Annotated in this window: 24 protein-coding genes; 18 read left to right on the top strand and 6 right to left on the bottom strand. The window is 65.6% G+C overall.

What is annotated here, in order from left to right; all coding sequences use genetic code 11:
• From IOC69_RS00980 to IOC69_RS00965, 4 genes are all read right to left on the bottom strand, one after another.
• Positions 1–151: transposase (locus IOC69_RS00980; protein WP_290541657.1), on the bottom strand; the 151-nt coding region annotated here is incomplete at its 3' end.
• A gap of 263 nt (positions 152–414) precedes the next feature.
• A complete protein-coding gene (locus IOC69_RS00975; RefSeq protein ID WP_290541654.1) occupies positions 415–1,164 on the bottom strand; it encodes a SprT family zinc-dependent metalloprotease in 750 nt (249 codons plus the stop codon).
• A complete protein-coding gene (gene phaZ, locus IOC69_RS00970; protein WP_290541653.1) occupies positions 1,112–2,386 on the bottom strand; it encodes a polyhydroxyalkanoate depolymerase in 1,275 nt (424 codons plus the stop codon). Before phaZ ends, IOC69_RS00975 begins: the two co-directional genes overlap by 53 nt.
• Positions 2,387–2,459: 73 nt before the next feature.
• Positions 2,460–3,068 carry an SCO family protein gene (locus IOC69_RS00965; protein WP_290541652.1) on the bottom strand — a complete coding sequence of 203 codons (609 nt, stop codon included), beginning with the start codon at positions 3,066–3,068 and terminating at the stop codon, positions 2,460–2,462.
• Between the two features lie 172 nt (positions 3,069–3,240).
• Between IOC69_RS00965 and IOC69_RS00960 the strand changes: the two genes are divergently transcribed.
• Together IOC69_RS00960 and IOC69_RS00955 are read left to right on the top strand one after the other, a co-directional pair.
• Positions 3,241–4,605: an ActS/PrrB/RegB family redox-sensitive histidine kinase gene (locus IOC69_RS00960; RefSeq protein ID WP_290541651.1), complete on the top strand. Its 1,365-nt coding sequence runs from the start codon at positions 3,241–3,243 to the stop codon at positions 4,603–4,605.
• Between the two features lie 83 nt (positions 4,606–4,688).
• Entirely contained in the window at positions 4,689–5,234 is a 546-nt protein-coding gene (locus tag IOC69_RS00955; RefSeq protein WP_290541650.1) for an ActR/PrrA/RegA family redox response regulator transcription factor, read from the top strand.
• On the opposite strand, the gene IOC69_RS00950 is transcribed toward IOC69_RS00955, so the two are convergent.
• Entirely contained in the window at positions 5,235–5,705 is a 471-nt protein-coding gene (locus IOC69_RS00950) for an MmcB family DNA repair protein (RefSeq protein WP_290541649.1), read from the bottom strand.
• 126 nt (positions 5,706–5,831) lie between these two features.
• Between IOC69_RS00950 and IOC69_RS00945 the strand changes: the two genes are divergently transcribed.
• Complete coding sequence (locus IOC69_RS00945; RefSeq protein ID WP_290541656.1) at positions 5,832–7,229, top strand: aspartate ammonia-lyase; 1,398 nt, start codon at positions 5,832–5,834, stop codon at positions 7,227–7,229.
• A gap of 120 nt (positions 7,230–7,349) precedes the next feature.
• Here IOC69_RS00945 and IOC69_RS00940 read toward each other — a convergent pair whose 3' ends face one another.
• Positions 7,350–7,922: a tetratricopeptide repeat protein gene (locus tag IOC69_RS00940; protein WP_290541648.1), complete on the bottom strand. Its 573-nt coding sequence runs from the start codon at positions 7,920–7,922 to the stop codon at positions 7,350–7,352.
• Positions 7,923–8,094: 172 nt separating this feature from the next.
• Here IOC69_RS00940 and dhaL point away from each other — a divergent pair, with 172 nt between their 5' ends.
• The 15 genes from dhaL to IOC69_RS00865 all read left to right on the top strand — a co-directional run bounded on the left by dhaL (position 8,095) and on the right by IOC69_RS00865 (position 20,832).
• The gene (gene dhaL / locus IOC69_RS00935) at positions 8,095–8,697 is read left to right on the top strand and encodes a dihydroxyacetone kinase subunit DhaL (RefSeq protein ID WP_290541647.1); all 603 of its coding nucleotides are present in this window, start codon (positions 8,095–8,097) and stop codon (positions 8,695–8,697) included.
• Positions 8,694–9,080, top strand: a complete 387-nt coding sequence (gene dhaM / locus IOC69_RS00930; protein WP_290541646.1) for a dihydroxyacetone kinase phosphoryl donor subunit DhaM — start codon at positions 8,694–8,696, stop codon at positions 9,078–9,080. The genes dhaL and dhaM overlap by 4 nt, the downstream gene beginning before the upstream one ends.
• Positions 9,077–9,370: an HPr family phosphocarrier protein gene (locus IOC69_RS00925; protein ID WP_290541645.1), complete on the top strand. Its 294-nt coding sequence runs from the start codon at positions 9,077–9,079 to the stop codon at positions 9,368–9,370. Before dhaM ends, IOC69_RS00925 begins: the two co-directional genes overlap by 4 nt.
• On the top strand, positions 9,360–10,940 hold the full coding sequence (locus IOC69_RS00920) for a putative PEP-binding protein (RefSeq protein ID WP_290541644.1): 1,581 nt from the start codon (positions 9,360–9,362) through the stop codon (positions 10,938–10,940). Before IOC69_RS00925 ends, IOC69_RS00920 begins: the two co-directional genes overlap by 11 nt.
• Before the next feature lie 2 nt (positions 10,941–10,942).
• Complete coding sequence (locus IOC69_RS00915; protein WP_290541643.1) at positions 10,943–11,377, top strand: hypothetical protein; 435 nt, start codon at positions 10,943–10,945, stop codon at positions 11,375–11,377.
• Positions 11,374–12,357, top strand: coding sequence for a dihydroxyacetone kinase subunit DhaK (dhaK, locus tag IOC69_RS00910; protein WP_290541642.1), 984 nt, complete (start codon positions 11,374–11,376; stop codon positions 12,355–12,357). The genes IOC69_RS00915 and dhaK overlap by 4 nt, the downstream gene beginning before the upstream one ends.
• A 179-nt stretch (positions 12,358–12,536) precedes the next feature.
• Positions 12,537–14,510 (top strand): protein meaA, encoded by a 1,974-nt coding sequence (locus IOC69_RS00905; RefSeq protein WP_290541641.1) that lies wholly within the window; start codon positions 12,537–12,539, stop codon positions 14,508–14,510.
• A 619-nt stretch (positions 14,511–15,129) separates the two neighbouring features.
• Positions 15,130–15,540: a metallopeptidase family protein gene (locus IOC69_RS00900; protein WP_290541640.1), complete on the top strand. Its 411-nt coding sequence runs from the start codon at positions 15,130–15,132 to the stop codon at positions 15,538–15,540.
• A 123-nt stretch (positions 15,541–15,663) separates the two neighbouring features.
• The gene (argC, locus tag IOC69_RS00895) at positions 15,664–16,620 is read left to right on the top strand and encodes an N-acetyl-gamma-glutamyl-phosphate reductase (protein WP_290541639.1); all 957 of its coding nucleotides are present in this window, start codon (positions 15,664–15,666) and stop codon (positions 16,618–16,620) included.
• Positions 16,621–16,630: 10 nt separating this feature from the next.
• On the top strand, positions 16,631–17,236 hold the full coding sequence (leuD, locus tag IOC69_RS00890) for a 3-isopropylmalate dehydratase small subunit (RefSeq protein ID WP_290541638.1): 606 nt from the start codon (positions 16,631–16,633) through the stop codon (positions 17,234–17,236).
• A 76-nt stretch (positions 17,237–17,312) separates the two neighbouring features.
• On the top strand, positions 17,313–18,260 hold the full coding sequence (locus tag IOC69_RS00885) for an AEC family transporter (protein ID WP_290541637.1): 948 nt from the start codon (positions 17,313–17,315) through the stop codon (positions 18,258–18,260).
• 75 nt (positions 18,261–18,335) lie between these two features.
• Entirely contained in the window at positions 18,336–18,554 is a 219-nt protein-coding gene (gene infA, locus IOC69_RS00880; RefSeq protein WP_111197504.1) for a translation initiation factor IF-1, read from the top strand.
• Positions 18,555–18,597: 43 nt separating this feature from the next.
• On the top strand, positions 18,598–19,212 hold the full coding sequence (locus tag IOC69_RS00875) for a Maf family nucleotide pyrophosphatase (RefSeq protein ID WP_290541636.1): 615 nt from the start codon (positions 18,598–18,600) through the stop codon (positions 19,210–19,212).
• Position 19,213: 1 nt separating this feature from the next.
• Entirely contained in the window at positions 19,214–19,387 is a 174-nt protein-coding gene (gene yacG, locus IOC69_RS00870) for a DNA gyrase inhibitor YacG (RefSeq protein WP_290541635.1), read from the top strand.
• A gap of 431 nt (positions 19,388–19,818) precedes the next feature.
• Positions 19,819–20,832, top strand: coding sequence for a LacI family DNA-binding transcriptional regulator (locus IOC69_RS00865; RefSeq protein WP_290541634.1), 1,014 nt, complete (start codon positions 19,819–19,821; stop codon positions 20,830–20,832).
• The last annotated feature ends 29 nt before the right edge of the window (positions 20,833–20,861 follow it).

Genomic DNA, 20,861 nt, shown 5'->3' with positions numbered 1-20,861 from the left:
CGAGTGCGGGCATGTAGAGAGCCTGGCGGACTTGGCGGCGCGCGCCGTGTACGAAGGCCGTGCCTTTCCATTGACCGGACTGGCGGGCGATGGGCGCGAGGCCTGCCAGTGCTGCGGCTTGTTTTGGATCGAGGCTCCCCGGTTCGGGCATTTCGGTGACAAGCATCGCGGCGGTGACAGCGGCAATGCCGGGGATTGAGCTCAGGCTGGCAAAGCGCTCCGCCAGGCTCTGATCGCTGGCGATCAGAGCATGATCCGCAAAAGTGGAACCGGTTTTGCGATAAGATCATGCACAAACTTTTGTCTCGAGCATCGGGTGGTCAGTCTGAAACTGTTGGTGTTCCCAAATCAGCTGGAGAGTGATTCAAGGGACGCGGAGCTGACTACCGTCTCAGCTCAGAAAGACACGATCCCTCACACCACCACGCGGTGGACCTCCTGGCCGTGGAGGCGCAGCCAGTTCCGGGCGCGCGCCGCGTCGGGGCAGTGGGTGAGGACGAGACGCCAGAAGCGGGGACTGTGGTCGAGGTGGCGGAGATGGGCCACTTCATGCGCGGCGACATAGTCGAGCACATAGGCCGGCGCGAGGATGAGGCGCCAGGAATAGGAAAGGTCGCCCGCCGCCGAGCAGGAGCCCCAGCGGCTGCGCTGATCCCTGATGGCGATGCGCCGGAACTTCACGCCCATGAGGCCCGCGTATTTCGCGGAGGCCTTCGTCAGATCGGCCAGCGCCTCCGCCTTGAGAAAGTCGAGAAGGCGGCGCTTCAGATGGGCGCGGTCGCCGGGCACGTCGATAAAACGGCGGTCGCGGTCCGCCGTCACCACGCCGCGGCGGCCCGGCACGTGGCGCACGTCATGCTCGATGCCGCGCAAGGGAAGTGCTGCGCCGTCGGCGAGGTGGATGAGGCCGCCGCACCCCCTCAGGCGGTCTTCGATCCAGTTGCGCGAACGTTCGGCGAATTCCAGTGCGCGCGCGCGCGACACGCCACGCGGCACGGTGACCAGCACGCCGTTGCCCGCGGCATTCAGCCGGAGCACGAGGCGGCGCGCCCGGGCATGGCGGCGGAATGTGACGTCCAGCACCTGGCCGCCGGCGAGGAGCCGCGAGGGTTCAAGCGGTTCTGGCCCCGCCGTCCGCTTCAGGCTTTTGAGCAGTCCGGTCATGGGCGTTGTTATTCACGAACGCGACGATTCGCGGAACGATTTCCTTGCGGAACCGCGAGCCGTTGAACACGCCATAGTGCCCCACGCCCGGCTGCAGGTGGTGGAGCTTCTTCTCCGGGGGAAGGCCGGAGCACAGATCCTGCGCGGCTTCCGTCTGGCCAACGCCGGAAATGTCGTCGCGCTCGCCCTCAATGGTCATCAGCGCGGTGCGGGTGATCCTCGACGGATCGACACGCGCATTGCGATGCGTCAGCGTGCCCCTGGGCAGGTCGTGATTGACGAAGACCTTTTCAACCGTCTGGAGATAGAACTCCGCCGTAAGGTCCATCACCGACATGTATTCGTCATAGAATTCGCGGTGTTTCTCGGCCGAATCCCCGTCGCCGTCGACCAGGTGCCAGAACAGCTCGCGGTGCGCGTCGATGTGGCGGTCGAGGTTCATGGTCATGAAGCCGCCGAGCTGCAGGAAACCCGGATAAACGTCGCGCATCATGCCGGCATGGGGGACCGGCACCTTCATGATCACATTCTTGCGGAACCAGTCGACGCCCTTCTGCTGGGCGAGGTTGTTGACCGCCGTGGGGTTGCTCCGCGTGTTGATGGGGCCGCCCATGAGGATCATGGTCCCCGGCGCGCAAGGATCATTTGCGGCGTTCATCAGCGAAACCGCGGCCATCACCGGAACGGAGGGCTGGCACACCGCCATCACACTCGTATCGGGACCCAGGAACCGCAGGAACTCCGTGACATAGTCAACATAATCGTCGAGGTCGAAACCGCCCCTCGACATGGGCACGCTGCGCGCATCCACCCAGTCCGTGATGTAAACGTCATAATGGGGAAGCATCGTCTCCACCGTGCCGCGCAGCAGCGTGGCATAGTGGCCCGACATGGGGGCGACGATCAGCATCTTGTGCTGCGGCTTCCGACAGGCCCAGTCCTTTCGGAAATTGAGCAGGGTGCAGAAGGGCTTGGCGAGGGCAATGCGCTCCTCCACCGCCACGATGTCGTCATCGATGATGACGTCATGGATTTGGAAAGGCGGTTTGCCGTAGCGGCGGGTGGTGCGCTCGAAGAGTTCGAGCGAGGCCGCCAGCGACCGGCCGAACTGGGTTTCGGTGAGAGGATTGGCGGGGCTGCGCCAGAAATTCAGTCCCGCATCCGCCGCCGCGCGCCAGGGCGCAAGGGCCGCGTGGTTCATCTCAAATAAATAATACAGCACTACCGGTCAACACCTCGTGAACGCCTGACGCTAGCAACTCCCGCCTGTGCAGGCAACCCGTCAATCCTGGACTTTAGGGCGAAGTTCCGAGAGCGTCCTTCAGGTCCGCCGCGAGCTTCGTGGCGTCGGTGGTGTAGGCCATGTGCCTGACGAAGCTGCCGTCGGGCCCCATCAGGTAGATGATGCTGGAGTGGTCCATCAGATAGTCCGTGGACGAACTGCTGTTGGAGGCCTTGGCATAGAAGACGCGGTAAGCCCTGGCGATGACGGCAATCTCCCCGGGCGTGCCGGTGAGGCCCATGAGGCGGGGGCTGAAACTGGCCACATAGGCCTTCAGCACCTCCGGCGTGTCGCGCGCCGGGTCGATCGACACGAAAACCGGCTGGATGCGGTCCGCATCCCGCCCCAGCTGGTCCAGCGCCGCCGTCATCACCTGGAGTTCGGTGGGGCAGACGTCCGGGCAATAGGTGTAGCCGAAGAACACCAGCATGTACTTGCCGCGGAAGTCCTTCTCGGTGACGCGCCTGCCATCCTGGTCGAGGAGCGAGAAGGGGCCGCCGACAAGGGCCGCGCCGGAGCTTTGCGGGCCATGCAGCCTGCCGCTCATCAAGGCAAAGCTGCCAAGCCCCAGGGCCGCAAGCAGCACCAGGGCGGCGAAGATGAGGACGGGGCGGCGCGGCATCGGCGTTCTTCCTTCAATCCACCTGCACATATGCTGGAGCATGATCTTGCTCAAGCTTTTGCTCCATCTCTTTGTATGGCCGCATTTTCGACGGTCAACCGGTGTCCACTTGACCTGAAAATGCTTTAGACTGGCCGGGTCTCAACCCGAACCCCCGTAACGCAGGAGCGCAATGCCCCAGGATCCCGCCATCGACCCGAGGCCTGCTTCGGCCGGCGCCGAGATCGGCATGCTGCGGCTGAGAACGCTGGTGCGGCTGCGCTGGCTCGCCATCGTGGGGCAGGCGGGCGCCGTGCTGGGCGTGCATTTCGCCCTCGGTTTTCCGCTGCCGCTGGGCCCCTGCCTTGCCGCGATCGCCTTCAGCGCCTGTCTCAACATCTTCCTCACCATCCGCTGGCGCAAGAGCGTGAGGCTGCATGAGCGCCATGCCGGCCTGCTGCTGGTCTATGACGTGGCGCAGCTGGCCGTGCTGCTGTTTCTCACCGGCGGGCTGGAGAATCCCTTTTCCTTCCTGTTCCTCGTGCCCGTCACCATTTCGGCCACGTCGCTCCCCAACCGTTGGACCCTGTGGCTGGGGCTGCTGACCTTCGCCTGCGCCAGCTTCCTTGCTTTCCGCCACTTTCCGCTGCCCTGGCTGCCGGGCGAGAGGCTCGAGCTTCCCGGCGTCTATATCGGCGGCATGTGGACGGCCATCATGTGCGGCGTGGTGTTCTCGGCAATCTATGCCCGCCGCATTGCCGACGAGGCGCGGCAGATGTCGGCGGCCCTGTCCGCCACCGAGCTCGTTCTGGCGCGCGAGCAGCGGCTCTCGGCGCTCGACGGCATGGCCGCGGCGGCGGCCCACGAGCTGGGAACGCCGCTTGCCACCATCGCGCTGGTCGCCAAGGAGCTGAAGCGCGAGATGCCGCCGGATGCTCCGCATACGGAGGACATCGACCTCCTCATCAGCCAGACCGCGCGCTGCCGCGAAATTCTGGCGAGGCTCGCCAACCGCGAGGCGCAGACGGACGAAATGTATCAGCGCACCGCCATTCTCGCCATGATCGAGGACCTGGTGGCGCCGCTGCGCGGCTCCGACGCGGTGATCGCGGTGACGAGCTCGGCCGACCTCGACGACAAGGCGCTGGGCAGCGAGCCGGTGTTCCGGCGCAACCCCGCCATCACATACGGGCTTGGCAACCTGCTGGAGAATGCCGTCGATTTCGCCGCGGCGCGCGTCGAGGTCGATGCCCGCTGGACGCCCAACCAGGTGTCGATCACCGTCCGCGACGACGGGCCGGGCTTTCACGAGAACATCTTCGACCGTCTGGGCGACCCCTTCGTGACGACAAGGCCCGGCTATGGCGAGGAGACAGGCGAGGCCGGGCAGCACGAGGGAATGGGGCATGAAGGAATGGGGCTTGGCTTCTTCATCGCCAAGACGCTGCTGGAACGCTCCGGCGCCACCGTGTCGCTGGCCAACCGGCCCAGCCCGGAACACGGTGCGGTGGTGCAGGTTGTCTGGCCGCGGAGCCTGGTTGATCTCGGACGCGCCTGATTGCGTAGTGTAAGCTGAACCCGCGCCCTCCAGAAGCCGGAGAGCGCTCATCAACCCATGCAACTCACACAGGCGGCGCCCGAATGACCCATGCCGTGATCCCTGCCGAAAAGACCCTGCTGCTCGTCGATGACGACAAACCCTTCCTGTCGCGCCTTGCGCGCGCCATGGAAACCCGCGGTTTCGAGGTGCTGACGGCGGAATCGGTCACCGACGGCGTGGCGCATGTGAAGCGCTCCTCCCCCTCCTTCGCGGTGGTTGACCTGCGGCTGGCCGATGGCAACGGCCTCGACGTGATCGAGGCGCTGCACCAGGCACGGCCCGAGGCGCGCGCCGTGGTGCTGACAGGCTATGGCAATATCGCAACGGCCGTCACCGCCGTGAAGCTCGGCGCCATCGACTATCTGGCCAAGCCCGCGGATGCCGACGCCGTGCATGCCGCGCTGGTGGGCGACACCGATTCGCGCGCCGCCCTGCCTGACAATCCGATGTCGGCCGACCGGGTGCGCTGGGAGCACATCCAGCGCGTCTATGAGCTGTGCAGCCGCAATGTCTCCGAAACGGCGCGCCGGCTCAACATGCACCGCCGCACGCTGCAGCGCATCCTGGCGAAACGCGCCCCGAAATAGTCAGAGGGACTGGGCCAGCGGGTCATGAAGCCCGTGCAGCCGCAGCGCCGCCGCCCGCGCGAAGGCCAGTGTCAAGGCCTTGCGGCGCGCGGCGTGGAGGCTCGTTGCCTCCGTGTGGCGCAGAATGTCAGCCCCCCAGCTGTCGGCGATGATGAGGCCCGCCTCGGCTGGCATGATCTCCGGCGCCATGCCGGCCGGGATCGCGAAGAACAGCCGGTCGCACCAGCCCCGGTATTCGGGCCATTTTGCATCGCTGTGGAAGTCCTGGGGCGAGGACTTGATCTCGACGATCCAGATTTCGCCCGAGCCGGAAATCGCCATGATGTCGGCGCGCCGGCCGGAGGCCAGCGTGAATTCGGGGAGCACCGCGAAGCTCAGGGCGCGCAACAGGCGGGCCACCCCGCGCTGGATCGTCAGCGCGGTGGCGGACTGGCGGCCGTCGGGCCGGGGGGCCGGAAGCGTTCGATCCATGAATTTCCCACCAGACAGGGCATTGCGCCGATTTCAGGGGCGGCAAGCTTTGTTCCATCCTATGCTGGAATTATAAGGATGAAAAACGTTCCGGCAACGTTCAACGGCGAAATGGGAGCTTTGATGATGACGCGGCGCATGCGCACCGAGCGCGATTCGATCGGCGAAATGGAGATCCCGGCCGAGGCCGACTACGGCATTCACACCGCCCGGGCGGTGGAAAACTTCCCCATCACCGGCATCACGCTTGCGCATTTCCCGGAGCTGATCGAGTCGCTCGCCATGGTCAAGAAGGCGGCGGCGCTGGCCAACCGCGACTTCGGACGGCTGACGCCGGAGATCGCCCAGGCCATTGTCTCCGCCTGCGATCTCGTCATCGCCGGCGACGAGCGCCACGACTTCGTGGTCGACATGCTGCAGGGCGGGGCCGGCACCTCCACCAACATGAACGCCAATGAGGTGATCGCCAACCTGGCGCTGAAGCTGCTGGGCAAGCCGCGCGGCGACTATGCCGTCATCAACCCCAATGACCATGTGAACCTGTCGCAGTCGACCAATGACGTCTACCCGACCGCGGTGCGGCTCACCGTGCTGCGCGCCTGCCCGGCGCTGATCGAGGAACAGAAGCTGCTGGTCGGCGCCTTCATGGCCAAGGCGAAGGAATTTGACGATGTCATCAAGGTCGGCCGCACGCAGCTGATGGACGCCGTGCCGATGCGTCTCGGTTCCGAGTTCCGCGCCTTCGCGGTGACCGTTGCGGAGGATATCGAGCGGCTGAAGGAATTCGCCAGCCTGCTGCGCGAGGTGAATCTGGGCGGCACGGCGATCGGCACCGGCATCAACACGCCGGAGGGCTATTCCGAACGCGTCATCCGCAATCTCGCCGGGATTTCCGGCGTGCCCATGGTGCCGGCGGCGGACCTGATCGAGGCCACCTCGGACCTCGGCGCCTTCGTCACCTTCTCGGGCATGCTGAAGCGCATCGCGGTGAAACTGTCAAAAATCTGCAACGACCTCCGCCTCCTCAACTCCGGCCCGCGCGCCGGGCTGGGCGAAATCCGGCTTCCGGCGGTGCAGGCGGGCTCCTCTATCATGCCGGGCAAGGTGAACCCGGTCATCCCGGAGGTCGTCAACCAGATCGCCTATCAGGTGATCGGCAACGACCTGACGGTCACCATGGCCGCCGAGGCCGGCCAGCTGCAGCTCAATGCCATGGAGCCCGTGATCGTGCTCAACATCATGCAGTCCATGCGCATGCTGCTGAAGGGCATGGCGGTGCTGCGCGAGAAATGCGTCGCCGGTATCGAGGCCGACCGCGAGCGCTGCCGGGAACTGCTGGAAGGCTCGCTCGTCACCGTGACGGCGCTCAACCCCTATATGGGCTATGCCGCGGCCAGCCGGGTGGCCAAGGAAGCGCTGAAGTCACGCCGCTCGATCCGCGACGTGGTGCTCGCCGAAGGCTTGATGACCGAGGAGCAGCTGCGGCAGGCCTTCTCCACCGCAACGCTGCTCGGCCAGCGCTGAGGCATGTTCCGTTCAGGCGGAACCGCCTGGACGGAACATGCGCCAGATCAAAGGCTCGAGCATGATCCTATCGCAAAAGCGGTTCCACTTTCGCGGATCACGCTGCTCCGGCACCGGCATCTACTGATTTTGGCCCGGGTAGAAAAACTGCTGGTCGAAGGGCGTCCAGCCCGGCCGCCTGGTCCAGCTGGGGTAGATGCAGCGGGTCACGCCGCAGCGCAGCTGTGCCGGGTGGCGTGACTGCCAGTCGGTGGCGTCTTCCATCACCTTCTGGCGCACGCTGGCGCTCAGCTGGTTAAAGTGCTGGTCGCGCAACAGCGGCGCCAGGGGGTGGCCGCCGGCCGCCGCAAGCTCGAACCAGAACAGCGCCTTGGCAATATCCTGCTTCACACCGCGCCCGCCGCCGTAGAAACGGCCCGCCATATACTGCCCGTCGGCCAGGCCCTGGGCGCCCGCCCGCTTGTAGAGCGCCAGCGCCATGGTCAGATTGCGCGGCACGCCGACGCCATTGTCATACATGGCGCCCAGGGTGAATTCCGCATAGGGGTCGCCGCGCCCGGCCAGCTGTTGCATGATCGCCACCGCCACCGCGTAGTTGCGGGCGTTATAGGCGTTGACACCCCGCCACAGCTCCCCCGCCGCGGCCGGCTGGAACCACAGGATCAGGGCAATCGCGGCGATGAACTTTTTCATCCGGCATCCGGGAGAATCACAGTCCTCTCAGCCTACCGCGATTTCGCGGAAAAGGTGAGAGGCCGCTGCACCACGTCATCCATGCCGCCTTTTCGCAGGCGCGAGACGGGCGGCTTGCTTTGTTTAGCGATTCGGTGTTCAGTGAACATTATCGCTAAACAAAGGACCCGTCGTGGCGCTTCCCCTCGAAATCCTGCTCGACACGGTCTCGGCGCGCGTCATCGCGGCGGCAGACGAGCTGACCGCACTCGACTCCGCCATCGGCGATGCCGACCATGGCGTCAACTTGAAGCGCGGCTTCGAGGCGGTGCAGGCGGAAAAGGCGAACATTCTCGCCAAGCCCGCGGGCGAGGCGCTGAAGACGGTGGGAATGACCCTGGTGATGAAGGTGGGTGGCGCCTCCGGCCCGCTCTACGGCACCCTGTTCATGACGCTCGGCAAGGAGTTGCCCGGGAACCCGACATTTGCCGGCATCGGCCGCGCTCTGCAGGCCTCCGTCACGGCGCTCAAGGCGCGCGGCAAGGCGGAGCTGGGCAACAAGACCATGCTTGATGTTCTGGGCCCCGTCGCCACCCATCTCGAATCCGGCACGGCCAGCTTCGACAGCGTGCGGGCGCTGGCATCCGGGAGCGCCAGGGCGACCGTGCCCATGAAGGCGATCCGCGGCCGCGCCTCCTTCCTCGGCGAGCGCTCAATTGGCCACATGGACCCCGGCGCGCGCTCGAGCGAGATCATGATTGCCGCCGTCTGCGATGTGCTGGAGGGCAAGTCATGACCGTCGGCATCGTCATCGTCTCGCATTCGCCCGATGTGGCCAAGGGCGCCGCCGACATGGTGCGCCAGATGGTCGGCAACGGCGTGCCGCTCGGCTTCTGCGGCGGCGACCCCGGCGGCGGGCTCGGCACCAGTGTGGAGAAGATTCTCGCCGCCATCGATGACGCCTGGTCGGAGGACGGCATCGCCATTCTCGTCGATCTCGGGGGTGCTGAGACCAACAGCGAGATGGCGGTCGAGATGCTGCCCGAGGAGCGGCGGAGGAAGATCGTCATCTGCAATGCCCCCGTTGTCGAGGGCGCCGTCATGGCCGCGACAGAAGCCTGGGGTGGCGGCTCGCTCGCCGACGTCAAGCGCACGGCGGAGGAGTTGTCCCCGCAATGAGCGAGACGGCGGAAGGATCGGTGGTCATCACCCATGACGTGGGCCTCCACGCCCGCCCCTCGGTGAAGCTGACGAAGCTCGCCAAGGGCTTCGCGTCCACGCTCGAGATCGCCGGCGCGGCCCAAGGTCCGTGGATTGACGCCAAGAGCATCGTCAAGGTCATGGCGATGAGGGCAAAGCAGGACTCGACGCTCTTCGTGCGCGCTGCCGGAGCCGATGCACGGGCTGCCGTCGAGGCGGTGATCGGCCTCGTGCGCCGCGACTTCGATGACACGGGCGATGGGCACTAGCCACCAGGGCATCGCCGCGTCGGACGGGCTGTTCCGCGGCCCGGTGCGGCGGCTTGGAAGCGCGCGGCGGGAACGGCGGGGCACCGGCGATGCGGCCACGGAACGCCAGGCGCTGCAGCAGGCCATCGCCCATGCCGTGGCCGGTGTCACGGCCCTGATGGCGCGCGTGGACGGCGAGGCACAGGACATTCTCGGCTTCCAGGTGGCGATGCTGGAGGATGATGCGCTCTCCGCCCCCGCCCTTTCCACCATCGACACCGGAACGCCGGCGCACGTCGCATGGAGCGCGGCGCTCGATGGCGAGATCTCGGGCTACGAGGCCTCGGACGATGATTATTTCCGCGCCCGCGCCGCCGACCTCAGGGACATTCGCGACCGCGTGCTGCGGCATCTTGCAGGCGGGGACGCGGCAGGCGAAGCGACGGGCGCGGTTCTGCTCGGAGACGACATCGCGCCAACTGCCTTTCTGGAAACCGACTGGACTGCGGGTGGCGCCATCGCCCTTCTGCGGGGCAGCGCCACCAGCCATGTCGCCATGCTGGCCCGCGCCCGCGGCGTTCCGATGGTGACCGGTCTCGGTGAACTGCCGGCGCGGACGGCAGTCCTGGCCGTCGACGGCGGGCGCGGCGCCGTTCTGGCCGATCCCGACTCCGCGCAGCGCGCGCAGTTCGATGCCGCGCTGGAGGCCGACACGCGGGCGCGCGCCCGTGAGGAGCGTTTCCGCCTCCGTCCGGCGGTGCGGCGCAGCGGCGAGCGTATCGATATCCTGATCAACGTCGCGGGCGTCGGGGAACTCGACCGCATCGACCATGCCGCCTGCGACGGCATTGGCCTCATGCGCTCCGAGTTCCTGTTTCGCGATGGGGCGCCGCTGCCCGGCGAAGAGACGCAATACCGCGCCTACCGCCGCTTTGCGGAATGGGCGCAAGGCCGGCCCGTCACCATCCGCACGCTTGACATCGGCGGCGACAAGCCGGTGCGCGGGCTGACGCCGGAAGGCGAATCCAATCCCTTCCTGGGCTTGCGCGGCGTGCGCCTCACACTGGCGCGCGAGGATGTGTTCCGCACCCAGCTGCGCGCCCTGGCGCGGGCCGCCGTGCATGGCAATCTCAAGGTCATGCTGCCCATGGTGACGGCGCCTGACGAGCTCGCCCGCAGCGCCGCGCTGCTTGACGCCTGCGTCGCGGAGCTCGGGGCGCAGGGCGTTGCCTGCCACAGGCCGCCGCTCGGCATCATGGTGGAGGTGCCCGCCGCCGCGGTGATGCCGGAACTCTTCCGCGGCGCGGCCTTCTTCTCCATCGGCTCCAACGACCTCACGCAATATGTCACGGCGTCCTCGCGCGATGATGCGCGGGTCGCCGCGCTCAACGATCCATCGCATCCCGCCGTGACCGCCCTCATCGCCAGGGTGGCGCGCTTTGGCCGCGAGGCCGGCATTCCGGTCAGCCTGTGCGGCGACATGGCAAGCGAGCCCAGGCATCTTCCGGCGCTGCTGGACGCGGGCCTCACCTCGCTTTCGGTGGCGCCCGCGCGCATCGCCCGCCTCAAGGCGGCCATCGCGGAGCTCTGAGCATGGCCTTTCCCGCCGCCAGCCCCACACCCCAGGACGCCGTCGCCGCCTATAAGCGGCTGCTGGCGGAGATCATCGACCGCCGCCCCTCCGGCACGCGCCAGCGGCTGGCGTCCGCGCTTGCCAAGAACCGCAGCTTCGTCAGCCAGATCGCCAATCCCGCCTATCCGACGCCGATCCCCGCGAGCCATCTGGCGCAGATCTTCGAGGTTTGCCGCTTCTCGGCGGCCGAGCGGCAGGAATTCACGAGGCTTTATGCGCGCGCGCATCCCAAGAAGATGCTGGCGGAGAAAACCGCCCGCATGCAGCCCGTGGTGGCGCTGCCGGATCTGGGCGATGATGCGAAGAACAGGACGCTGCACGGGCTGGTCAGCGCCTTCGTGCGGGACCTTGCAAGGCTGATCGGGGACGAACGGGAGAAAGGGAAACGGCCATGAAGAAGCTCATCAACGACGTGTCAAATATACTGACTGAAAGCCTTGACGGCTTCGTGGCGGCGCACGGCGACATCATCGCGCTCGGTGACGGGCACATGTTCGTGCGGCGCAAGGTGCTGAAGCCTGGCAAGACCGCACTGCTCTCGGGCGGCGGCTCCGGCCATGAACCGCTGCATGCCGGTTTCGTCGGCCATGGCATGCTCGATGCCGCCTGCCCCGGCCAGGTTTTCACCTCCCCCACGCCCGACCAGATGATCGCCGCGGTCGGGGCCGTCGACACGGGTGGAGGCGTGCTCTTCATCGTCAAGAACTACGAAGGCGATGTCATGAACTTCGACATGGCGCGCGAAATGGCGGGGCGCGACATCGAGACCGTCATCACGGATGATGACGTCGCCGTCGAGAACTCGCTCTACACCACCGGCCGGCGCGGCGTTGCCGGCACGCTGGTTGTCGAGAAGGTGGTGGGTGCGGCCGCCGAGCAGGGCGCGGACCTTAAAGCCCTGAAGCGGCTGGGCGACAAGGTGAACAGGGCGACGCGTTCAATGGGCGTGGCGCTGACGAGCTGCACCGTGCCCGCCGCCGGCAAGCCGACCTTCGACATCGGCCCCGCCGAAATGGAGATGGGCGTGGGCATCCATGGCGAGCCGGGCCGCCGCCGCGTGGCGCTGCGCTCCGCCGACGAGATTGCCGGGGAGATGGTTGCCGCCATCGCCGGCGACCTTGGGTCGAAGGGCAACGCATTGCTCTTCGTCAACGGCTTCGGCGGCACGCCGGCGATGGAGCTCTACCTTATGTACAACGCCGCCAGGGCGCATCTCGCGAGGCACGGCATCACCCCGGTGCGCTCGCTCGTCGGCAGCTACGTCACCTCGCTCGACATGGCCGGCTGCTCCATCACCGTCACCCTGCTCGACGACGAGATCGCCAGGGGCTGGGATGCGCCGGTGCACACACCGGCGCTGCGCTGGGGTCTTTAGCGCCTGTTCCGGTCAGGCGGAACCGCCTCGTCGGAACATGCGCCAGGTCAATAGCTTGAGCATGATCCGCAAAAGCGGTTCCACTCTCGCGGATCATGCTCTCATTGGGCGGCAGGGGCGCGTGCCTGTCCAAAGGTTGAGGTTGTGGTGCAATATGGCCCATGCCAGCATACGCCACCATGCGCGACAAACCCTGGCTCTTCCGAACCTATGCCGGCCATTCCACGGCGGCTCAGTCCAACACGCTGTTCCGGACCAATCTGTCCAAGGGGCAAACCGGCCTGTCAGTGGCCTTCGACCTGCCGACCCAGACGGGCTATGATTCTGACCATATGCTGGCCCGCGGCGAGGTGGGCAAGGTGGGGGTGCCGATCTCCCACATCGGCGACATGCGCACGCTGTTCGACCAGATCCCGCTCGCCACCATGAACACCTCGATGACCATCAATGCCACGGCGGCCTGGCTGCTGGCGCTCTATGTGGCGGTGGCCGAGGAACAGGGTGCTGCGCGGGCGGGCCTTTCCGGCACGACACAGAACGACATCATCAAGGAATATCTCTCGCGCGGCGCCTATGTGTTCCCGCCCGGCCCGTCGCTGCGGCTGATCACCGACACCATCGCCTTTTCCACGCGGGAACTGCCGAAGTGGAACCCGGTGAATGTCTGCTCCTATCATTTGCAGGAAGCAGGCGCCACGCCGGTGCAGGAGCTTTCCTATGCGCTGGCCACCGCGATTGCCGTGCTGGACGGCGTGAAGGCGGGCGGCGCGGTGGCGGACGGGGACTTTCCCGGGGTGTTCGGGCGCATCTCGTTTTTCGTCAATGCCGGCATCCGCTTCGTCACCGAACTCTGCAAGATGCGCGCCTTCACCGAGCTGTGGGACGAGATTGGCCGCGGGCGCTATGGCATCGCGGAAGAAAAGCACCGCCGCTTTCGCTATGGCGTGCAGGTGAATTCGCTGGGCCTCACCGAGCAGCAGCCGGAAAACAACGTCACCCGCATCCTGCTCGAGATGCTGGCGGTGGTGCTGTCGAAAAACGCCCGCGCCCGCGCCGTGCAGCTGCCGGCGTGGAACGAAGCACTCGGCCTGCCCCGGCCATGGGACCAGCAATGGTCGCTGCGCATGCAGCAGATCGTGGCCTATGAGACCGACCTTCTCGACTATGGCGACATTTTCGACGGCTCAGCCGAGATCACGAGGAAGGTGGAGGCGCTGAAGGAGGAGGCGCGGGCAGAGCTTGCCCGCGTGCTCGCCATGGGCGGCGGCGGCTCGGAAGAGGCGATCGCCTATATGAAGCGCCAGCTGGTGACGAGCAACACGGCGCGGCTTCACGCCATCGAGACCGGCGAGACTAAAGTCGTCGGCGTCAACGCCTTCACCACGACCGAGGCCTCGCCGCTCTCCGCCGGCACGGACGCCATCATGACGGTGAAGGACGATGTGGAGTTTGAGCAGATCGAGCGGCTGAAGGCCTGGCGCGGCAGCCGCGATGCCAGGGCCGTGGCCGCCGCCCTCGACGGGCTGCGCGCCGCCGCCGCCGACGGCCGCAACATCATGGAACCCTCCATCGCCTGCGCCAGGGCCGGCGTCACCACCGGCGAATGGGGCGGAACGCTGCGCGAGGTCTTTGGCGAATACCGCGCGCCGACGGGCGTGGCGCTCGCCATGCGCGCCGAAGGCGGCGCGCAGCTTGAAGACTTGCGCAAGCGCGTGAGGCTTCTCACCGGGCGCCTGGGCGAAACGCCCCGCTTCCTCGTCGGCAAGCCGGGTCTCGACGGCCATTCGAATGGCGCGGAACAGATCGCGGAGCGCGCGGCGGATACCGGGCTCGAGGTGATCTATGACGGCATCCGGCTGACGCCGGAGCAGCTGGTGAAGACGGCGCAGGAACGGCAGGCGCACATCCTCGGCCTCTCCATCCTCTCGGGCTCGCACGTGCCGCTGATCCGCGAGGTGATGCAGCGCCTGCGCGCGGCGGGCCTCGCCAATCTTCCCGTCGTCGCGGGCGGCATCATTCCGCAGGATGACGTGAATGTGCTGAAACAACTGGGCATCGCCGCCGTCTATACGCCCAAGGACTTCGACATGAACCGCATCATGGCCGACCTCGTGACGCTGATCGAGCAAAAGGCGGACGAGAAGGCAGCGTGAATGGCGAGTGCGGTCAGTTGCAACTGCTCAACGAAGCCTGGAGCATCGTGCGGGTCAATTCACTCCATGAGGGCTCCCCTGCGCTTCGTGGGTGTACAGTGGGCAGGGGTACGAGTAGGAGTGGGGGGCCACGTGTCCAAATCTCGAAGACTGAGCCCGGGGACCCCCACCCCTAATCCCCTCACAAGAGAGAGGGAAACTCATGGAACATGATCCGCAAGAGTGGAACCGCTTTCGCGACAGGATCATGCTCAAGAATATATCTGGCGCATGTTCTGACCAGGCGATTCCGCCTGAACGGAACATGCGCCAGAGAAAATCGATGGCCGCGGCGCGGTTATGATGCAGACCGTTAACTGTTGCTGAACCTTTCGTTAATTCTTACGTCACCGGTGTGGCGATAGGGTGATTCCGGGGTTAAAATCGGCATCAACATTTGAGTGGGGGTTTTAGGTGGCTGGTTCTTCTGTTCAGGCTGACGCGAAGTTTCTGCGTCGTATTTTATTCGGTCTTGTGCTGCTGACCCTCGTCTCCGGCGCACTCGCCGGTCTCACCACCGTACAGGCCATGACCGGCACGGCCAGCAGCTGCTTCGGCAGCTGCCAGTAACGCTGTCTCCATGGCGGAACACCGGCTGTCCGGACTCTCCGCTCCGTCCATCAGCGACATCGAAGAATTGGCGGCGGAGGCCTTGGGCGGTCTGCCCGCCGATTTTCGCGCGCTTTCCGGCGAGGTGGTCATTTCCGTCACCGACTTCCCCACGGAAGAGGTGCAGAGGGACATGGACGCCGGACCTTTCGATCTTCTCGGCCTGTTCCAGGGCGTAGGCCTCGCCCATGACGCGGCGGTCCCGGAAACGGGGCGCATGCCCAACATGGTCTTTCTTTACCGCCGCGCCATCCTCGACTACTGGGCCGAGCATGAGGAGACCCTGGGCGCCGTCGTCACCCATGTGCTGGTGCACGAGATCGGCCACCATTTCGGCCTCTCCGACGACGACATGTACGGGATCGAGAACCGCACCCCTTGAAGCATGATCCGCAAAAGTGGAACCGCTTTTGCGGCAAGATCATGCTCCAGCACATGCGCTGAGCGGGCGCCATGCGCCAGGCCATGTTGCAGCCCCTGCTCATCCCCTTTATAGGAGCGCGACATGACCAGCATCTTCATCGATGGCGAGGCCGGCACCACCGGGCTCCTGATCCGCGAGCGGTTGCAGAATCGCTCCGACCTGACGCTCGTGTCCATCGAACCTGAGCGCCGCAAGGATGCGGACGCCCGGAGCGAGCTGCTGAACTCCGTCGATGTCGCCATCCTCTGCCTGCCCGACGAGGCGGCGAGGCAAGCCGTTGCGATGATCGATCCCGCCTCCAGGACCCGCGTCATCGATGCCTCCTCCGCCTTCCGCGTGGCGGAAGGCTGGGCCTATGGCATGCCGGAAATCTCCGCTCTGCACCGCCAGAAGATCGCGGGCGCCGCGCGCGTCGCCAATCCCGGCTGCTATCCGCAGGGGCTGATCGCGCTGGTGCGGCCCCTCGTCAACGCCGGCATCATGTCGGCCGATTATCCCGTCACCTACAACGCCATCTCGGGCTATTCCGGCGGCGGCAAGAAGATGATCGAGGATTATGAGGCGAAGGGCGCTGACGCCATTCCCTATTACCCCTACAGCCTCGGCTTTTCGCACAAGCACCTGCCCGAAATGCAGGTCTACAGCGAGATCGCCCATGCGCCGATCTTCCAGCCGGCGGTGGGCAACTATGCCCAGGGCATGATGGGCTGCGTTCCCGTTTTCTCCGAGCTGCTGCTCAGAAAGGTGACGGGACAGGACATCCGCGACTGCCTCTCCCTCGCCTATGCAAACCAGCCCTTCATCTCGGTTGCCCCCTTCGAGGCCGTGGAGCGCGCGCCCCAAATCAACCCGGAAGCGCTCAACAACACCAACCGCATGCGCCTCCACGTCTTCGCCAATGATGCGCGCGGCCAGCTGCTGCTGATGGCGGTCTACGACAATCTCGGCAAGGGCGCCTCGGGCGCCGCTGTGCAGAATCTCAACATCATGATCGGCGCGGAGGAAACCCTCGGCGCCGATCTCCCTGAAGCTGCCTGAGGACAAAACCATGCAGAAGTTCGAAACGCTCACCGGCGTCGCCGCTCCGCTGAACATCGTCAACATCGACACGGACATGATTATCCCGAAGCAGTTCCTGAAGACCATCAAGCGCACGGGGCTGGGCAAGTCGCTGTTCTTCGAGATGCGCTATACGCAGGACGGCCAGGAGATCGCGGATTTCGTGCTGAACAGGCCTTCCTATCGCAAGGCCGAGATCCTGATTGCGGGCGACAATTTTGGCTGCGGCTCCTCGCGTGAGCATGCGCCGTGGGCGCTGCTCGACTTCGGCATCCGCTGCGTGATCTCCACCAGCTTCGCCGACATCTTCCACAACAACTGCTTCAAGAACGGCATCCTGCCGATCAAGGTCTCGGCCGACGATCTCAGGAAGCTGATGGACGACGCCGGGCGCGGCGCCAATGCCACCATGACCATCGACCTGCCGAACCAGGAAATCCGCGGGCCCGACGGCGGCAAGATCAGCTTCGATATCGACCCCTTCCGCAAACACTGCCTGCTGAACGGTCTCGACGACATTGGCTTGAGCCTCGAGAAGGCCTCTTCCATAGACGCCTTCGAGAAGAAGCAGGCGGAGCGCCAGCCCTGGCTTTGATCCATCACCGCGTGGGCAGGCGGAGGCAACAGAGAGCGCCGTCACGCACGTCCTGCGCCATTCGGATGACACATTAGTGGACTCGATCCTCAACACCGTCCTGCCGGTCTTCGGCATGATCGTGCTGGGCTACGGCTTCACGAAGGCGAAGGTCTTCGATGCCGCGGCGGGCCGCGGTCTGTCGCTTTTCGTCTTCAACCTCGCCATTCCGGCGCTGCTGTTCAAGACGGTGGCCACCATGGGCGCCCAGCAGGGCGCACCCTGGGAATTGTGGATCGCCTTCTTCGGCGGCCTCGGCATCACCTGGGTGACGGCCGCACTGGTCTCGCGGGTGATCCCTTCCTTGAATGTTTCCGGCGGGGCTGCGGCCTCCATGGCGGCGGGCTTCGGCAACCTGGCGCTGCTTGGAACGCCGCTCGCCCTCTCCCACTTCGGCCAGCAGGTGGCTATTCCGCTCGGCATGATCCTGTCGATCCACGCGCCCATCCTGTGGTTCACCGCCATGCTGCACCGGGCCCTGTTCCAGACGGCGGGGAACTTTTCGATCGGCGGGACGGCCTCGGAGCTGTTCCGGCATCTGGCCACCAATGCGATCGTGCTGGGCCTCCTCGCCGGCACGCTGTGGCGCCTCACCGGCTGGGGCTTGCACCCTGTCTTCGGCGCCATGCTCGGCATGCTGGCGGATGCCTCGGTTCCAACCGCCCTCTTCGCGTTGGGCGTCTCGCTGGCGGGCTATTCGCTGAAAGGCTCGTGGAGCGGCATGTTCAGCCTCATCGGCCTCAAGATGCTGCTGATGCCGCTCCTGGTGTTCGTTCTCGTGCGTTACGCCGTCTCTATCCCGCCCTTGTGGGGCCATGTGGCGATTCTCTTCGCCGCCATGCCCACAGGGGCCAATGCCTTCCTCTTCTCGCAGCGGAACAATGAGGCGACGGCGGCGGTGTCGGGCGCCATTACGCTCGGAACAGCGCTGGCGGCGGTCAGCGCTTCGGTCCTGCTTTATCTCATGGATGCCAGTTTGATTTAGGCCCGTCAGGCTTGCTTTTGCGGGTGAACAGGTCCATTTTCCGCGCCACTTTCAGAACCCCATCCAAGGAGCCACATGGCAAAGGAAGAACTGCTCGAATTCGAAGGCACCGTGACTGAACTTCTGCCCAACGCAACCTTCCGCGTGAAGCTCGACAACAATCATGAGATCATCGCCCACACCGCCGGCAAGATGCGCAAGAACCGCATCCGCGTGCTCGCGGGCGACCGCGTGATGGTCGAAATGACGCCCTATGACCTCACGAAGGGCCGCATCAATTATCGCTTTAAGTAAAGCCAGGGGCGCGAAGGCCCCAACGAAGGCAGGCGTCAAGCTGGTGCTGGCCAGCGCCTCGCCGCGCCGCCTGCAGCTGCTCGAACGCGCCGGGCTGACGCCCGACCTGCTCAACCCCACCGACATCGACGAGACCCCGCGCCGGCGCGAAACGCCGCGCGCCCTCTCCATCCGCCTCGCCGGGGAGAAGGCCGAACGCGCGCTGGAGATGCCTCTGGTCAGGGAACTGGGCCCCAATGCCTTCATACTGGCGGCGGATACCGTCGTCGCACTCGGCCGCCGCATCCTGCCCAAGGCCGAAACGGTGGACCAGGCGCTGGACTGCCTGTCGCTCCTCTCCGGCCGTTCGCACTGGGTCTATTCCACCGTGTGCCTGATCGCGCCGGGAAAGCGCATGTCCACCCGCTGTGTGGAAACCAAGCTGCGCTTCAAGCGCCTGTCGCGCGAGGACCTGGGCAGCTACATCGCGTCAAACGAATGGCGCGGCAAGGCGGGGGGCTATGCCATTCAGGGCAGGGCCGAAGTCTTCGTGCGCCTCCTTGCCGGATCCCATTCGGGCGTGATCGGGCTGCCGCTCTACGAAACGGTGCATCTGCTCGAAGGGGCGGGCTATCCCGTGTTCCAAAGCTGGGTATCGGCGCCGCAATCGGAGGTCTGAGATGACCGAGCCCGTCCGGCTCCGCCCCCGCCGCCGCTGCCCCATCTGCAAAGAACCCTCGCAGCAGAGATATCACCCCTTCTGCTCGGCGCGCTGCGCGCAGGTGGATTTGAACCGCTGGCTCGGCGGGAACTATGCCATCCCGGCGGAAGAGGACGGGCCGGGCGAGGACTAAAGCATTTTCAGGTCAAGTGGAGACCGGTTGACCGTCGAAAATGCGGCCAAACAAAGAGACAGAGCAGGTTTCGGTTCAGTGGAGTCGAAACCTGCTCCGTCCCCATGCATCCGGGGCCTGCGCAAGGATTCCTGAAGGTGGCGCACAACTCCTGCGCGCAGAACAAGAACAGCTTCTGCTATGCGACATTTCTACGCAGTCAATAAGAGCGGAGGTGCATCGCATGCTACAACTCTTAGTTGTTAATTATTAAGCTTTATATTTCATATAGTTAAATGCAAAGACCAAACCGCACGACCGATCCGAACACCCTTGCGAAAGGCTCCAGTTCTTATAAATCCGCTGGTCCAGTTAGCGCTCTATGTTTTTGTCAGTTTGAAACGCTTAGCTTGTCAGTTACCGTGACCGCGTAATCCATTTCGGGTTGAACCATGCGACCAACCTTATCCGACGTTGCCAAGCTCGCAGGAGTGTCCGTGGCCACGGCCTCGCGGGCCCTGTCCAATCCGGACCTTGTTGCCGATCGCACCCGCCGCGCCGTCCGCGATGCCGCCGCCTCCTGTGGTTATAAGATCAATCTCGTGGCCCGCTCGCTGCGGATTCAGCGCACCGACACGCTGCTGGTGCTGGTCCCCTGCATCGACAACGGCTTATACCCCGACTTGATCCGCAGCATTGAGGACAGGGCGCTGGCCATGGGCTATGCCATGATTCTGGGCTTCACCCGGAAGCCGGAAAAGCACCGCGAAGCCTATGCCGAACTGATCAGCGCCGGCCGGGTGGACGGCATGGTGGTGGTGGATGGCGGCGCCGGGGTGGATCGTTTGACCGGGCCGCAGCCTGACCTTCCCGTGGTGCAGATGTTCGACAGGGTCTACAGCCCGCCCGTGCCGATGGTTCGGGTGGACGAACAGCAGGTGGCGGACATCGCCGTGCGCCAGCTCGCCTCCATGGGCCACCGCCGCATTGCCCACATCGCGGGCGCCGCCGACCAGCAATCGGCGCGCGAACGCCGGGACGGCTACCGCGCCGCCATGGCGAGGCTGGGCCTTCCCGTGGACGACCAGCTGATCAAGGCCGGCCACGGCACGCGCGAGGGCGGGGCCGAGGCGATGAAGCAACTGATCGAGCTGCCGCAGGGCCCCACCGCCGTGTTCTGCGCAACCGACACCATGGCCTGCGCCGCCATGGACCTGTGCCGCGACCGCGGCATCCATGTGCCGGGCGACATCTCCTTCATCGGCGCTGATGGCACCGCGGACGGGCTGTTTGCCTTCCCCTCGCTCACCACGGTGGAGGCGCCGCGCGCCGAGGCCGGCACGCTGGCCGTGGAAAAACTCGTCGGGCTGATCCGCGGCCAGACGGTGGCGCCTGACACGGTGCTGCCGGTGGAGCTCAAGCTGCGCGGCAGCTGCGCGCCGACGCGCACCGCCGTCGCCGCCTGAGGCTCCTCAAGCATGATCCGCAAAAGTGG

The sequence above is a fragment of the Aestuariivirga sp. genome (assembly GCF_020252405.1).
Classification (GTDB): domain Bacteria; phylum Pseudomonadota; class Alphaproteobacteria; order Rhizobiales; family Aestuariivirgaceae; genus Aestuariivirga.
This window is presented reverse-complemented; position numbering and strand designations above follow the sequence as displayed.